This is a genomic window from Butyrivibrio sp. FCS006 (assembly GCF_000424525.1).
GTDB lineage: Bacteria > Bacillota > Clostridia > Lachnospirales > Lachnospiraceae > Butyrivibrio.
In genome coordinates this window covers 560,376-574,768 of sequence record NZ_KE384203.1, presented here as the reverse complement: position 1 = coordinate 574,768, position 14,393 = coordinate 560,376, and the positions used below count along the sequence as shown (strand labels likewise).

Annotated in this window: 11 protein-coding genes and 7 tRNA genes; 13 read left to right on the top strand and 5 right to left on the bottom strand. The window is 47.0% G+C overall.

From position 1 onward, the window contains the following. Positions 1–87: 87 nt before the first annotated feature. The 11 genes from G633_RS0109795 (at position 88) to G633_RS0109745 (ending at position 4,216) form a co-directional block, all read left to right on the top strand. Complete coding sequence (locus G633_RS0109795; RefSeq protein WP_022769637.1) at positions 88–1,242, top strand: THUMP domain-containing class I SAM-dependent RNA methyltransferase; 1,155 nt, start codon at positions 88–90, stop codon at positions 1,240–1,242. Then, positions 1,239–2,237, top strand: a complete 999-nt coding sequence (locus G633_RS0109790) for an N-acetylmuramoyl-L-alanine amidase (RefSeq protein WP_026519791.1) — start codon at positions 1,239–1,241, stop codon at positions 2,235–2,237. The genes G633_RS0109795 and G633_RS0109790 overlap by 4 nt, the downstream gene beginning before the upstream one ends. After that, a complete protein-coding gene (gene rdgB / locus G633_RS0109785) occupies positions 2,234–2,857 on the top strand; it encodes an RdgB/HAM1 family non-canonical purine NTP pyrophosphatase (protein WP_026519790.1) in 624 nt (207 codons plus the stop codon). Before G633_RS0109790 ends, rdgB begins: the two co-directional genes overlap by 4 nt. A 16-nt stretch (positions 2,858–2,873) precedes the next feature. Beyond that, positions 2,874–3,356 (top strand): metallophosphoesterase, encoded by a 483-nt coding sequence (locus tag G633_RS0109780; protein ID WP_026519789.1) that lies wholly within the window; start codon positions 2,874–2,876, stop codon positions 3,354–3,356. 82 nt (positions 3,357–3,438) lie between these two features. Next, positions 3,439–3,513 (top strand) — tRNA-Pro (locus G633_RS0109775). A 120-nt stretch (positions 3,514–3,633) separates the two neighbouring features. Continuing rightward, positions 3,634–3,704 (top strand) — tRNA-Gly (locus tag G633_RS0109770). 23 nt (positions 3,705–3,727) lie between these two features. Then, positions 3,728–3,801: transfer RNA gene (locus G633_RS0109765), tRNA-Arg, on the top strand. 10 nt (positions 3,802–3,811) lie between these two features. Then, a tRNA-His gene (locus G633_RS0109760) sits at positions 3,812–3,885 on the top strand. Positions 3,886–3,913: 28 nt separating this feature from the next. Continuing rightward, positions 3,914–3,985 (top strand) — tRNA-Gln (locus G633_RS0109755). A 36-nt stretch (positions 3,986–4,021) separates the two neighbouring features. Next, positions 4,022–4,094, top strand: a tRNA-Lys gene (locus tag G633_RS0109750). A gap of 42 nt (positions 4,095–4,136) precedes the next feature. Further along, a tRNA-Leu gene (locus G633_RS0109745) sits at positions 4,137–4,216 on the top strand. A gap of 57 nt (positions 4,217–4,273) precedes the next feature. Here G633_RS0109745 and G633_RS0109740 read toward each other — a convergent pair. From G633_RS0109740 to G633_RS0109730, 3 genes are read right to left on the bottom strand one after another with little or no spacing between them, the layout of a single operon-like run. After that, positions 4,274–5,101 (bottom strand): energy-coupling factor transporter transmembrane component T family protein, encoded by an 828-nt coding sequence (locus G633_RS0109740; RefSeq protein ID WP_026519788.1) that lies wholly within the window; start codon positions 5,099–5,101, stop codon positions 4,274–4,276. Beyond that, the gene (locus G633_RS0109735; protein ID WP_026519787.1) at positions 5,094–6,812 is read right to left on the bottom strand and encodes an ABC transporter ATP-binding protein; all 1,719 of its coding nucleotides are present in this window, start codon (positions 6,810–6,812) and stop codon (positions 5,094–5,096) included. The genes G633_RS0109740 and G633_RS0109735 overlap by 8 nt, the downstream gene beginning before the upstream one ends. Continuing rightward, positions 6,809–7,360 carry an ECF-type riboflavin transporter substrate-binding protein gene (locus G633_RS0109730; RefSeq protein WP_022769628.1) on the bottom strand — a complete coding sequence of 184 codons (552 nt, stop codon included), beginning with the start codon at positions 7,358–7,360 and terminating at the stop codon, positions 6,809–6,811. The genes G633_RS0109735 and G633_RS0109730 overlap by 4 nt, the downstream gene beginning before the upstream one ends. Positions 7,361–7,472: 112 nt before the next feature. Between G633_RS0109730 and G633_RS0109725 the strand changes: the two genes are divergently transcribed. Beyond that, positions 7,473–8,831: an MATE family efflux transporter gene (locus tag G633_RS0109725; protein WP_035771032.1), complete on the top strand. Its 1,359-nt coding sequence runs from the start codon at positions 7,473–7,475 to the stop codon at positions 8,829–8,831. A 192-nt stretch (positions 8,832–9,023) separates the two neighbouring features. On the opposite strand, the gene G633_RS18015 is transcribed toward G633_RS0109725, so the two are convergent. Then, entirely contained in the window at positions 9,024–11,750 is a 2,727-nt protein-coding gene (locus G633_RS18015; protein WP_022769625.1) for a transglycosylase domain-containing protein, read from the bottom strand. 123 nt (positions 11,751–11,873) lie between these two features. Between G633_RS18015 and G633_RS0109715 the strand changes: the two genes are divergently transcribed. Beyond that, a complete protein-coding gene (locus G633_RS0109715) occupies positions 11,874–12,503 on the top strand; it encodes a YigZ family protein (protein WP_035771031.1) in 630 nt (209 codons plus the stop codon). Between the two features lie 47 nt (positions 12,504–12,550). Here G633_RS0109715 and typA read toward each other — a convergent pair whose 3' ends face one another. Further along, positions 12,551–14,386 (bottom strand): translational GTPase TypA, encoded by a 1,836-nt coding sequence (typA, locus tag G633_RS0109710; RefSeq protein WP_022769623.1) that lies wholly within the window; start codon positions 14,384–14,386, stop codon positions 12,551–12,553. Between the last annotated feature and the right edge of the window lie 7 nt (positions 14,387–14,393).

Here is a 14,393-nt window from a genome sequence, read left to right as displayed (position 1 = left end):
CTTTCATAATACTTTCAGAAACAGCCTCGGAATAACCCGTCCGGGGCTGTTTCGCTATACACAAAAGGTATGCTATAATCAGTTATTATGATGAAATTTGAACTGATAGCCCCATGCCATTTTGGCCTGGAGGCAGTACTTAAAAAAGAAATAATTGATCTGGGATACGATATCACAGAGGTTGCAGACGGCCGAGTTACCTTTGCAGGAGATCCGGACGCTGTTTGTCGTGCCAATATCGGTCTTAGGACAGCAGAGAGGATCCTTATCAAGGTTGGAAGTTTTCATGCTGAGAGCTTTGAGGAGCTGTTCCAGGGCACCAAGGCACTTCCATGGGAAGAGTTTATTCCAAAGAACGGAAGATTCTGGGTTAAGAAGGCAAGTAGTGTGAAGAGCAAGCTCTTTTCCCCATCAGATATACAGTCCATCATGAAGAAAGCTATGGTGGAGAGGATGAAGGGGAGCTATCACACAGACTGGTTTGATGAAAACGGAGACGACTTCCCGGTAAGGGTATTCCTTATGAAGGATGAGGTTACCGTGGCGCTTGATACCACCGGAGATTCTCTTCATAAGCGCGGCTACAGAAAGCTTGAATCCAAGGCGCCTATCGCTGAGAATCTGGCTGCGGCGCTTATTATGCTTACGCCTTGGAGAGGAGACAGGATACTGGTGGATCCTTTTTGCGGAAGTGGAACCATTCCGATCGAGGCTGCCATGATGGCTGCCAATATCGCTCCGGGCATGAACAGGAATTTCACAGCAGAGAGCTGGACACACATCATAGACAAGCAGAATTGGATTGATGTCAGAGACGAAGCAAGGGATGAAATCCTGACAGATGTAGAGACGGACATTCAGGGCTACGATATCGATCCTGAGATGATCGAGATTGCCAGAATAAATGCAAAAAAGGCCGGCGTGGAGAATATGATCCACTTCCAGGCCAGGGACATAGCAGATCTTAGCCACAGGAAGAAATACGGCTTTATCATCACTAATCCGCCCTACGGTGAGAGAATCGGTGACAACAAGCTGCTTCCTGAGCTGTACAAGACCATAGGAGAGAGATACAGAGCTCTTGATTCCTGGTCCATGTACCTGATCACAGGGTTTGAAACTGCTGAGAAGTACATCGGCAGAAAAGCGGATAAGAACAGAAAGATATACAACGGAATGCTAAAGACCTATTTTTATCAGTATATGGGTCCCAAACCTCCCAGGAGAAATACAGAGGCATGACTAACAAGGAAATGAAAAAAGTTGCCATCAAGGCATCGGTTTTTGCAATTGTCTCCATTTCTCTGATGCTCTACAGATCGGCGACCAAGCACATCATGATCACAGATGCCGCCGGAGTACAGCTTGAGAGGGGCAGTTCTGAAAATGCATATACACTTTTGGTTGATAAAAATGTTCCGCAGGGCAAAAGCGATGTCCTGATAATTCCTCTTCCAAAGAGCGTCAGCTCCGACAACATCGTGCTGGAAGACAGATATTTGGACCATCAGCTGAGGATCTATATCGACAGCAGAGAAGAGGGCTTTTATAAGGATAATGCCATCGTGACAGACCTTGATATCATTGAGGATGCTGTATGCGTTGCGCAGAACGACACGGGCAGCGTGTGTCTGGATTTTGACCTTGATAATCTGTATGCCAATGAAAGTACTTTGACGGAATCGAGTACCATTGAGGTTAAGTTTTTGAGGCCTTCTGAGAAGTATGACAGGATAGTCGCGGTAGATACAGACGAGGGCTTGTTGGAGACAGCTCTTTTGCTGAAAAACATTGCGTCCCGGGATCAGAACAATGATATTAAGTTCTACTACACAAGTCAGGCTGAGGAAGATGTAAGCATTGAACAGAGGATGGCGCTGGTCAAGGACTGCCAGGCGGACCTTTTGGTTGGGCTCTCCTTAGATGATTCGGGAAATGATGAAGGACTTACCTGTTATTATAATGACAGGTTTTTCTTAAGAAGACTTAACAATGCACAATTCGCTGATATAGTTGAGCGAAACTGCGCAGTGGAATTCGGCGCGCAAGCGTTTGGAGTTGTACCGGCCGGGGAAGATGAACTACTTTTGTCTTCAAGCATACCGTCGGCAAGGCTTAAGATCGGCATTGCTGCCACCGGCGATGAGGCGGAAGATCCTGCCGGTAAGACTGATATGAATAAGGTGGCTGAGGGCGTTTATAACGCCGTTTTAGAGGCTTTTGAGGTGATGGAATGAGAATTGTATTTGCAACAGGAAATAAGGACAAAATGAGGGAGATTCGCCAGATTTTAGGGGGTATAGATGCAGAGGTACTCTCCATGAAGGAGGCGGGAGTTTTCGAGGATGTTGTGGAAGATGGCAAGACCTTTTCCGAGAACGCCAGGATCAAGGCAGACGCCATTTATAAGCTCCTTCAGGAAAAAGAGCCTGAGCAGGCGGCGCAGACTGTGGTCCTCGCTGATGATTCGGGACTTGAGATAGACTATTTAAACGGTGAACCCGGAATTTACTCTGCAAGATATCTGGGGAAAGATACTCCGTACAGCGAGAAGAACAGGATAATCCTTGAGAGGCTCGATGGAGTAAAGGATGAGGACAGGAGCGCAAGATTCGTGTGCGCAATAGCAGCAACGCTTCCGGAGGGCAAAAAGCTCGATGCCCTTGGCAAGATGGAAGGAAGAATTGCTTACAGCATCGCCGGAGAGAACGGCTTTGGCTATGATCCTATTTTCTTTTTGCCGGAATATGGCAAGACAAGCGCAGAGATATCAGGTGAGGAAAAGAACGCCATAAGCCACAGGGGCAAGGCGCTCAGGGAGATAGAGGCTCTTCTTAGAAAAGAGCTTGAGAAATAAGTTGCGGTGGTAATTAATGCAGAAGATTTTGGTGGTGAGTGATACTCACGGACATGACAACAATTTTTATGATGTGCTGGATATAGAAGAGCCGGTGGATGGCATTATTCATTGTGGTGATTTTGAGGGCTCGGAGGGAAAATTTGCTCTTGCAGCAAACTGTCCTGTATACTTCGTCGCCGGAAACAATGACTTTTTTGCCAGTCTCAACAGGGAGATTGAGTTCGACCTAGGCGGGCATCACTGCTTTGCTACTCACGGCCATCATTATCTGGTTTCCATGGATCTGGAGAACATTAAATCCGAGGGGATTTCCAGGGGGGCTGACATGATATTTTTTGGCCACACTCACAAACCCGTTGCAAAATATGTGGACGGAGTTTACCTCTTTAATCCCGGAAGTTTATCCTATCCAAGGCAGGAAGGAAGGCGTCCAAGCTACCTTGTGATCACGCTAAAAGACAGTGGGGACGTGGCTTTCGAAATAAAATATCTTTAATTTAAAAATTGTGTTGACAACTAATTCCGTACCGTTATATAATAGCTATTGCGTTACGGCTTAAGATGTTAAGCTTGCAGAACGGGGTGTGGCTCAGCTTGGCTAGAGCACCTGCTTTGGGAGCAGGGGGTCGCAGGTTCGAATCCTGTCACCCCGAGTTGAGCAGAGCACTTGATGAGGTATTTTCGAATCTAGTGCGAGCCATGGGTGGACACTTGGCGAGGTTTTTTCGAGCCTAGTGTAGCATCCCAAGATAAGCCGTCAACTGAATACACACGCGGGTGTAGTTCAATGGTAGAACACCAGCCTTCCAAGCTGGATACGTGGGTTCGATTCCCATCACCCGCTCTCACCGAAAGGTGACAGCACATGTGTCCGTAGCTCAGCTGGATAGAGCAACGGCCTTCTAAGCCGTGGGTCGGGGGTTCGAATCCCTTCGGGCACATTTTTATATGGTGGCTATAGCGTAGTTGGTTAACGCGCCAGATTGTGGTTCTGGAGACCGAGGGTTCGAGTCCCTCTAGCCACCCTCAGTTCACAGTAGTTACTGCTGATAATGGGCCATCGCCAAGCGGTAAGGCACAGCACTTTGACTGCTGCATACGACGGTTCGAATCCGGCTGGCCCAGTTTCCTAGCTTTTTTGAGCCGCATTTTTGTTTATATGGGATACTAGCTCAGGTGGTAGAGCACTTGACTTTTAATCAAGTTGTCGGGGGTTCGAATCCCCCGTGTCTCATTCGATCCCTATTCTTTAGAGAGTAGGGATTTTGTTGTTTATGCGGATATGGCGGAATTGGCAGACGCGCTGGATTTAGGTTCCAGTGGGCGACCGTGCAGGTTCAAGTCCTGTTATCCGCACGAAAAAGGCGTTTCATGAATTATCATGAAGCGCCTTTTTTATTTTATTATTCAGATTCAAATAAAGGGATTATAGAACCTGCTTCCGTTTATGGCCGTAAGAGCGATAGAAGCCGCAAATAGGAGCGCACACACAATGATGCAGAAATAATCCAGCGGCTTAAATTTCTGGGCCATATACCAGGTTCTTTTCTTATTTTTACCAAAGCATCTCAGCTCCATGGCATTCGATATGATCTCGATCCTGTCCATACTGCTCAGAATAAGAGGAATAAGGATGGCGGAAGCTGATTTAAGGCGCTTTACCAGAGAAGCCTTTTTGCTGAGCTCAACGCCCCTTGCCTGTGAAGCCTGACTGATCTCGTGATACTGCTTCTGAATGTCAGGTATGTAGCGAAGAGCCAGTGCCACTGAGTAGGACACGGAGTAGCTGACTCCGATCTTATTCAGGGAAGCAGCGAATTCGCTGGGATTGGTGGTGCAGACAAACAAAAGCACAAAGGGGATTGTAGCAAAGTATTTAAGTATATAGTTGAGCTGGAAAAAGAGCTGCTCGGCTGTGGGTGCAAAGTGTCCCGAAAGTCCGAATAAATAAGTACAGGTGCCGTAAACAGTTGTGCCATGCTGAGGTGAGAACACATATACCAAAACGGTGTTCAGAACCAGAAATACAAGAGTAAACCACAGCATGAAGGATACGTCTTTTATCCCGATCTTACCGACAGGGAAAAGAGCTATTCCAAGAACTGCCAGCACCACAAGCAGCCTGGTGTCATAAGTTGTCATGGCAGCAAGGCTCCAGAGCAGCAGACACACAAGCTTCGTTGCGCCTGTAAGACCATGTATCGGAGATTCTTTTTCAATATAGTTAAAGAGATTATTCATGCTTTCTTACGTTCTTTCTCTCGTAATAAATAAAACTCTGGACAAAGCCGGTTCCGTCACTGATATCACAGCTTCCTGCAAGATGATAAAGGCTTGTCTCTTTAAGGCTTGCTCTGTCTACAATATCTTTGTCTGTCAGGACCTCGGCGCAGCTCATATCGGCAATTATACGTCCATCTGAAAAGACAATGCTCCTGTCCGCATATTCCAGCATAAGGTGCATGTCGTGAGTGATCATGACAATGGTGATGCCCCTGTCGTTGAGTCCCTTTAAGAACTCCATGATCTTGGTGTAATTTCTGTAATCCTGTCCGGCTGTGGGCTCGTCCAGGATCATCATGTCAGGCTCAAGGACAAGAATGGAGCAGATGGTAACTCTCTTTTTCTGACCATAGCTAAGGGCTGAAATCGGCCAGTTGCGCATCTTATAAAGTCCGCAGATGTCGAGAGCTTTTTCTACTCTTGTCTTAACTTCGTCCTCCGGAACGCCTCTGAGCCTAAGGCCCATGGCAACTTCATCGAAGATCATGACGTTGGAGATCATCTGATTGGGATTTTGCATTACGTAGCCCACGTGCTCGGCGCGCTCCTTTATGGAAAGAGTGGCAAAATCCAGACCGTCAAACATTATGGTGCCGTGGTCCTGGGTCTCCATACCGCAGATGACCTTGGAGAAGGTGGATTTTCCGGCTCCGTTTGTGCCTACGATGGCCACCATTTCTCCCTTGTTTATGCTGACGGATATATCGTCTAAGGTCCGCTTATTTGTCTTTTCATAGGTAAAAGACAAGTCGGATACCTCCAGCAGTTTATCGGAGGTGGAAGACTTCTCTTTTGCCTGATTCTGATTGAAAAAATCTCTCACCTTTTCCTTGTGATCGTCTGACAGAGTGAGTCCTGTCAGAGAAGAAGGGTGAATATCAGGGGATATCTCAATCCCAGCGTATTTGAGAGCGGTGAGATACAGAGGCTCCCTGACTCCGCAGTCTGCAAGGAGTTTGGAGGACAGAAGTTCATCCGGAGAAGTGTCGGAGACAATGCGCCCCTCATTCATCAGAACGACTCTGTCGATGGGCCTGTGGAGGACATCTTCTATACGGTGCTCGATGATGATGACGGCTGCTCCGGTTCTCTTTTGGAGATCGTCGATGAGCTCAATGGCCTGTTTGCCTGTCTTGGGGTCAAGGTTGGCAAGGGGCTCATCAAAGAGGAAAAGATCCACGTCACTGACCATTACACCGCCTACGGATACACGCTGTTTTTGTCCGCCGGAGAGCTCGAAGGGAGCATGCCTTAGGACTGCCTTAAGGTTTAGGATATCCGCAATCTCTTTTACCCTGTCCTTCATGGCGCCCTGTTCGATACAGTCGTTCTCAAGGGCAAAAGCCAGATCCTCGGCAACGGTCATGCCTACAAACTGTGCGTCGCTGTCCTGAAGTACCGTGCCCACGATGTGGGAGATATCAAACAGTGACATATCCCTTGACTCTTTGCCGTCGATAAGAAGAGATCCTGTGATCTCGCCTTTGTAGGAGAAGGGAATAAGGCCGTTTATCAGGTTTGCCATGGTGGACTTTCCGCAACCGGAAGGACCTGCGATGAGAACCTTTTCGCCTTTTTCAATCTTCAGATTAATATTATAGAGCGTAGGGTTTGCCTGCGCTCTATACTGAAATCCAAGTTCTTTAAATTCAATGATAGTCTTACTCAATTTTCTTCCTTTAAGCTACCCTTCTTCGGAATGGTCTTGGAATAAGCGATGCAAAGAAGTGTGCCTACGATAGCTGTTGTGATTATGTTGATGATAGCACCTGTAACACCCTGAAGGAATACCTTGTTTACAGGCTCCTGGAACATGAGAATATCAAGACATGGAGCAATGCCGATCCATGCAAGCGCATGAGAAATAGCCTGCGCTACGTTGAAGGTGATGATTCCCTTTACACCGAACTCGCCTTCGTCAACTTTGAGCTTGCTACTGAAGATTCCCATGAGGCAGCCAAATGCTGCGGAAGCGATAACCCAGCTCCACCATACGCCCCAGCCAAAGCTGAAGTCGATAAAGAAGTGTCCGATAAGTCCTGCAAGAGCACCTGCAAGAGGTCCGAATACAGCGGCGATGAATGCCAGAAGTCCGTACTGGATTGAAATGTTAGTGTTCGGCACCGGGCTTGGAATTGCAACAAATCTTCCGAGAACAAAGAAGAGAGCTGCGCCAATGGCAATTGCAACAATTGTTTTAACAGTGAATTTCCTCATACAATTTCCTCCTTGGTATCACAATATAAAATTATTATACAACAAAATGTTATTTACTTTTATAGGTATTTTCGTATAATAGGTTAGCGAGGAGTTAGAAATAGAAAAAAACATGAAGAATAACAACATTATCGAAGGACCCATTTGGAAGAACATGCTCTCGTATTTCTTTGCACTTCTTCTGGGGGCCTTTTTTCAACAGTTTTACAATACAATAGATGCGGTAATTGTCTCAAGGGCAGTAAGCAGCGATGCTCTGGGAGCTGTGGGCGGATCGGCGGCCATGATAGTCAATCTGTTCGTCGGCTTTTTTATGGGACTTTCCTCCGGCGCGGCGGTAGTAATTTCACAGTACTACGGCGCTGCCAGAAAAGAAGAGGTAGAGAAGGCGGTTCATACTTCAATCGCGCTGGCTATGGCAGGAGGGCTTGTGATCACCCTGATTGGCGTTTTGGCATCGCCCTGGATAATCAGGACCATGAACACACCAATCGAGCAGGAAGCGGCTTCTATCATCTATCTGCGGATATATTTCCTTGGTATGATGCCAAACCTTGTTTACAACATGGGCGCCGGAATACTGAGGGCGGTGGGAGACTCCAAGAGACCGCTTATAATCCTTATTATCAGTAGTTTCTTTAATATCATTCTGGATCTTTTGTTCGTCATAGGACTTGGATTTGGTAAAAGAGGTGACGTATACGGCGTTACGGGTGTGGCTGTTGCTACGATCTTAAGCCAGCTCATCAGTGCTGTTCTGGTCATGACAATGCTTGCAAGGAGCGAGGATTCCTACAGGCTTACCCTTACAAAGATCAGGTTTGACGGTCAGCTCCTTGGCAAGATAGTGCGGATTGGAATTCCTGCAGGGCTTCAGTCAACCATGTATACCCTTTCAAACATCCTTATCCAGGCGGCCATAAATGGCTTTGGAAAAGATGCAACCAGCGCCTGGGCAGCATATGGCAAGATCGACGTACTCTTCTGGATGACCATGAATTCTCTGGGAACTGCCGTGACAACCTTTGCCGGACAAAACTACGGTGTGGGACGCTATGACAGAGTCAGAAGATCTGCAAGAGAAGGGGCGCTTATAGCACTGATATTGACGATTCCGCTGAGCACTTTCCTGTGTGTATTCGGGGAGTTTATATTAAGGATATTTGTTAAGAATGAAGAGGTTATCAGGATCGGATTCCAGATGATAAAATTCCTGGCTCCGTTTTATGTGATTTATATCGGTGTTGAGATTTTCTCGGGAGTTCTAAGAGGGATGGGAGATGCTCTTTTCCCGATGATCATTACCATGAGTGGTGTATGCGTCCTCAGGGTTTTGTGGATACTGTTTGCGTTCCCAATGAACAGGACACTGGAGATGGTAGAGATGAGCTATCCCATCACGTGGGCTGTGACATCGCTGCTGTATCTGGTGTATTATAATATTTTTATTCGGAAACATAAGATTATCTAAGAAAAGTAAGTCAGGGGGACGGTTCGGTTTGGCGTGAGTCAGCGGGGACGTTTCAGTTTGACTCATTTTGATTCGCAAAATGAGTCAAACTGAAACGTCCCCGCTGACTCACGCCAAACTGAACCATCCCCAGTGACTCACTTCTCTGATTTCATAAAAAGACCAAGGGAATTGTTTCCCTTGGTCTTTATTTTAATTGCCTGCTGCTACGTTCTCCGGAACCTGGTCAACCACGGTCTCCTGAGCCGGCTGTTCCGCCGGAGCACCTTCGCCTGCTGCAGCAGCTGCTGCGGCAGCTGCGTCCTGGAGAAGTTGCCTCTCGCCCTGGATGATGCCTTCGATGCCCTCCTGCTGCATGTATTCGGGAGTGTGACGACACTGGTTTAGCACCATAACGGTTTCTCCGTTTTCATTGGTAGTAGTTGTATATGCCGAATTACCCGGCGTGTAGTTTACAAAGCCTGACTGAAGTGCCGGTGGAACTTCAGGTGTAAGTTCAAATACGCCCTGTGCCTTGAAAGGACACTGCTCTGTAGCAGGAAGTCCGTCGAGAGCACATATTGTTCCGCCGTAGTGTACATCGCAGCTCTCTGTTGGAACTGTACCTTCCTCAAAGTACTCGGAGATGAGAGTTCCGTCGCAAAGGCCTGCTATAGGCTGTTTTCCAGATCTTGCACAAACTGTGGCGGATACGATTCCGCTTGGAGTGGTGAATGAGGAATAAGGAAGGTCCTTGTGAACCTGCTCCATAACCTTTCTCCACATGGTCTTTGCAAGGTTCTTCTCTGCTGAAACAGTCATCTTGGCGTTGTTGTCATAACCTGCCCAGGTTGTTGCTGTGTAGTAGTTAGTGTAACCAGCAAACCAAACGTCGTTGTAGTCTGAGGTTGTACCTGTCTTACCTGCAATGGCTGTGGTTCCGAAGTTTACAGAACCACCGGTACCACTGGTGACAACGTCCTGCATTGCACTTGTCAGAAGGAAAGCGGTTGTCTCTTTTAAAACACGCTTTGATTCAGGCAAGGTATTATCTAAAATAACATTTCCGTCGTGATCAACAATCTTGGTGTAGAGCTTGGGCTTGATGTATACACCGCCGTTGGCGATAGAAGCATAAGCTGCATTCAGCTCAAAGTTCTTAACACCCTTGGTAAGTCCGCCCAGAGCCGTTGACTGCTGGATATCGGAGAAGATCTGTCCGTTGATCTCTTCTTTTTCTACAAGGGTCGTGAATCCGAAGTTCTTAAGGTAATCAAAACCAAGCTGAGGAGTGATGAGCGTAAGGGCTTCAACTGCGATTACGTTCATGGAATCCCTGATGGCTGATCTTACTGTGTTAAGGCCTCTGTAGGATGAACCCCACCAGTTTCTAACAAGCGTTCCGTTGGCGTAGGCAAACGGAGCATCATTAAATACTGTAGCAAGAGTAAGTCCTGCGCTGTCGATACCGGGAGCATAGGTTGAAAGAACCTTGTAGGTTGAACCCGGCTGACGGTAGGAGTCGGTAGCACGGTTGAGGGTACGGCTGGCAGTCTTTTGACCACGTCCGCCTACCATGGCTACGATATAACCTGTGGACTGTTCCTCAACAGTGATTGAAACCTGTGGCTGAGGAGTCAGGGTGATCTTCTCGCCCAGAACCTCGTCGCCTTCGTTCATGACTACGGACTTGTATTCCTCAATAGCAGCTTCTGCTGACTCATGGGAGTCATAGATCATGTTAAAAGAGCTCTTTTGCTGCTTAAAGTATGACTGGAACATCTCACTGCTGTGATTGGTCACGGTTCCGTCAGGAGCCTGTACTGAAAGCTCGTAAGCAAGAAGGTACTTGGTGCCTTCGGGGTAATTACTCTCATCCTGGAATACGGAATCACAGATTCTCTGGATGTCCGGATCCTGTGTCGAATAAATCTTAAGACCGCCACTGTAGAGAAGGGTGTAGGCCTGAGTCTCGTTGTAACCTGCTGCAATAAGATCATCGATAACGTCGTTGGTAAGAGCATCTACAAAGTAGGAGTTGATGGTGGAATCTCCGCCGGTCTCCTGGTTGACGTTCTGGATCCTTGAATAAACATCATCTGCCAAAGCTGTGTCATACTCAATCTGAGTGATGAACTTGTGCTTGAGCATGTTGTTAAGGACCTTGGTACGACGCTCGGCGTTCTTTTCGGGATGGGTGATGGGGTTAAACCTGCTCGGATTCTGAGTGATGGCAGCAATTACTGCGCACTCTGAAAGGTTAAGGTCTGAAACAGGCTTGTTGAAATATCTAAGTGATGCAGCCTGTACACCCAGTGTGTTCTGGCCAAGGTTGATGGTGTTCATGTAGTTGAGAAGGATATCCTCCTTGGACATTCTCTTCTCAAGCTGAACGGCCAGGTACTGCTCCTGAATCTTACGCTTTACACTCTGTAGAAATGTCTCGTCTGTCCATCCGGAGAATACGCTGTTCTTGAGCAGCTGCTGGGTAATGGTAGAAGCACCCTGTGAGAAATCACGGGTTGTGATACCTACATAACCTGCACGGATGATACCCTGGATATCAATACCGTTGTGCTCATAGAATCTCTCGTCCTCGATAGCAACAAAGGCCTTTGAGAGAAGTTCCGGAATCATGTCCCCTGTAACCGGGATACGGTTTGAATCCGTGGATACGAGCTTGGCAATCTGATTGCCGTCGGTGTCATAGACGAAGGTTGAAAAACCTCTCGGCGTAACATCAATATTTGAAATATCCGGAGCATTGTCTCTTATTCCGTTGAAAACACCGATTCCTGCACTTGATCCTATTATTACTACTCCAAGGATCAGCGCCAGCATAATATAAAAACCGAACAGACTGAATTTCTTTCCCCATTTGTCGGTACCGGAGTTCAGCGCTCTTGCCTGCTGCACGATACCTCTTTTACCATAGTTCATATACTTTCCTCGCATATTTTTAAAACTATTAAACCAATCTATTATACCACATACAAAAGAATCGGCAAAATTTTGGCCCCCGGGGACGGAGTCAGTGGTTCAAAATATGGTATACTCACTTATATGAGCAGAGAATCTTACAAAGTCATAACTAAAGACGGAGTCGGCGAGATCGTAGAGAAAAAGTCGCGTTTCATCGGCGCAGTTTACAACGTCGAAAGCACAGATGAAGCAGATGCCAAAATTGCGGAGATTTCCAAGAAGTACTGGGATGCGAGGCACAATTGCTACGCCTATGTAATAGGAGAGAACAGCGAGATCTCAAAGTGCAGCGATAACGGCGAACCTTCGGGAACAGCAGGAAAGCCTATACTTGAAGTCATAAACGGAGCAGGGATCACCAATGCCCTGATAATTGTCACAAGGTATTTCGGAGGAGTGCTCCTTGGAACTGGAGGCCTTGTCAGGGCCTACACTCAGGCAGCACAGGCGGCTCTTGCAGATGCTGAGGTGGGGGAAAAGGTCTTTTCCCAAAAGCTCACACTGACCGTTGGCTATAACATGATAAATAATGTCCAGTATTACCTTGGACAGAATAACATAGCTATCGCAGATTCAAGATATGAAGCGGATGTAAGCTTTGATATCTGCGTAAAAGAGTCGGACCTTGAGACCATAAAAAATGGCCTGACGCAAAAGTGCGAAGGCCAGATAAACATCACAGAAGGTGACAAGGGCTACTACATATTATAAAAGAAAAAAGCAAGAACCGAATTAACCGGTCCTTGCTTTTATTATTATCAGTTGTTCTTCTTAAAGCCTGCTCTCTTACGAAGTGTAGGATCAAGAATTCTCTTACGGATTCTGAGGCTTGTAGGTGTTACCTCAAGGAGCTCGTCGTTGTCGATGAACTCGATGCACTGCTCAAGGCTCATTACACGAGGTGGAACGAGACGAAGTGCTTCATCGGATGCAGATGTTCTTGTGTTTGTTAGGTGCTTGGTCTTGCAGACGTTAACCTCAACATCCTCGCTCTTTCCGCTGGTTCCGATGACCATTCCTGAATATACCTTGTCACCTGTCTTGATAAAGAGCTGTCCACGGTCCTGAGCATTGAAAAGACCATATGCAGTTGCTTCACCGTTCTCGAATGCGATAAGGGATCCTGTCTTACGATAGTTCATATCTCCCTTGTAAGGTGCATATCCGTCGAAGATTGTATTGATGATTCCGTTACCCTTTGTATCTGTCATGAACTCACCACGATATCCGATAAGTCCGCGGGAAGGAATGTTGAACTCGATTCTTGTGTAGCCACCGTTTCCGGCACCCATGTTTACAAGCTCACCCTTTCTCTCGCCGAGCTTCTGGATAACGCTTCCTGAGAACTCGTCGGGAACGTCGATGTAGCACTTCTCCATAGGCTCAAGCTTGTGGCCCTGCTCGTCTGTGTGGTAGATAACCTCGGCCTTACTTACTGCAAACTCAAAGCCTTCACGACGCATGGTCTCGATAAGAACTGAAAGGTGAAGCTCACCTCTTCCTGAAACCTTGAAGGTCTCTGTTGTATCTGTATCTTCAACTCTTAAGGATACGTCTGTGTTGAGCTCCTTGTAGAGTCTGTCACGAAGGTGACGGCTGGTTACGTACTTACCTTCCTGTCCTGCAAGAGGAGAGTCGTTAACAATGAAGTTCATTGAAATTGTAGGCTCTGAGATTTTCTGGAAAGGAATTGCAACCTGATTATCAACTGAGCAAAGTGTATCACCGATCTTAAGATCCTCGATACCTGAGATGGCAACGATGGAACCGATCTTGGCTTCCTGAACCTCAACTCTTCCAAGTCCGTCGTATTCATAGAGCTTACCGATCTTGGTCTTAACGCGGCGCTCAGGGTCGTGGTGGTTTACAACAACGACTTCCTGGTTAACCTTAACAACACCGTTGTCTACCTTACCTACACCGATACGTCCAACGTACTCGTTGTAGTCGATGGTGCTGATAAGTACCTGTGTGCTGGCCTCAGGATCGCCTACAGGAGCAGGAATGTAATTGATGATAGTATCGAGAAGAGGCTTCATATCTGTGCCTGCCTCATCAAGGCTAAGTGAAGATGTACCTGCCTTGGCTGATGCAAATACGAATGGGCAGTCGAGCTGCTTGTCATCAGCGCCAAGGTCCATGAGAAGCTCAAGAACCTCATCGATAACATCGTTAGGTCTTGCCTCGGGTCTGTCAATCTTGTTGATACATACGATAACGGGAAGTCCCAGTTCCATAGCCTTTCCAAGAACGAACTTGGTCTGTGGCATAGGACCTTCGAAAGCGTCAACTACAAGGATAACGCCGTTAACCATCTTAAGTACACGCTCAACCTCTCCGCCGAAATCAGCATGGCCGGGAGTGTCGATGATGTTGATCTTGATATCTTTGTATGTGATAGCTGTATTCTTAGACATGATGGTGATTCCACGCTCTTTTTCAATATCGCCGGAATCCATAACACGCTCAACAACCTCCTGGCCTTCACGGAAGATTCCGCTCTGACGAAGAAGTCCGTCTACAAGAGTTGTCTTACCATGGTCTACGTGAGCAATGATCGCTACGTTTCTTACATCATTTCTAGTCTGCTTCATAAATCTT

What these genes read in the sequence shown, in the direction of transcription:
- G633_RS0109795 (WP_022769637.1), top strand. Translation starts at nt 88, where the DNA reads ATGATGAAATTTGAACTGATAGCCCCATGCCATTTTGGCCTGGAGGCA.
- G633_RS0109790 (WP_026519791.1), top strand. Translation starts at nt 1,239, where the DNA reads ATGACTAACAAGGAAATGAAAAAAGTTGCCATCAAGGCATCGGTTTTT.
- rdgB (WP_026519790.1), top strand. Translation starts at nt 2,234, where the DNA reads ATGAGAATTGTATTTGCAACAGGAAATAAGGACAAAATGAGGGAGATT.
- G633_RS0109780 (WP_026519789.1), top strand. Translation starts at nt 2,874, where the DNA reads ATGCAGAAGATTTTGGTGGTGAGTGATACTCACGGACATGACAACAAT.
- G633_RS0109740 (WP_026519788.1), bottom strand. Translation starts at nt 5,101, where the DNA reads ATGAATAATCTCTTTAACTATATTGAAAAAGAATCTCCGATACATGGT.
- G633_RS0109730 (WP_022769628.1), bottom strand. Translation starts at nt 7,360, where the DNA reads ATGAGGAAATTCACTGTTAAAACAATTGTTGCAATTGCCATTGGCGCA.
- G633_RS0109725 (WP_035771032.1), top strand. Translation starts at nt 7,473, where the DNA reads ATGAAGAATAACAACATTATCGAAGGACCCATTTGGAAGAACATGCTC.
- G633_RS18015 (WP_022769625.1), bottom strand. Translation starts at nt 11,750, where the DNA reads ATGAACTATGGTAAAAGAGGTATCGTGCAGCAGGCAAGAGCGCTGAAC.
- G633_RS0109715 (WP_035771031.1), top strand. Translation starts at nt 11,874, where the DNA reads ATGAGCAGAGAATCTTACAAAGTCATAACTAAAGACGGAGTCGGCGAG.
- typA (WP_022769623.1), bottom strand. Translation starts at nt 14,386, where the DNA reads ATGAAGCAGACTAGAAATGATGTAAGAAACGTAGCGATCATTGCTCAC.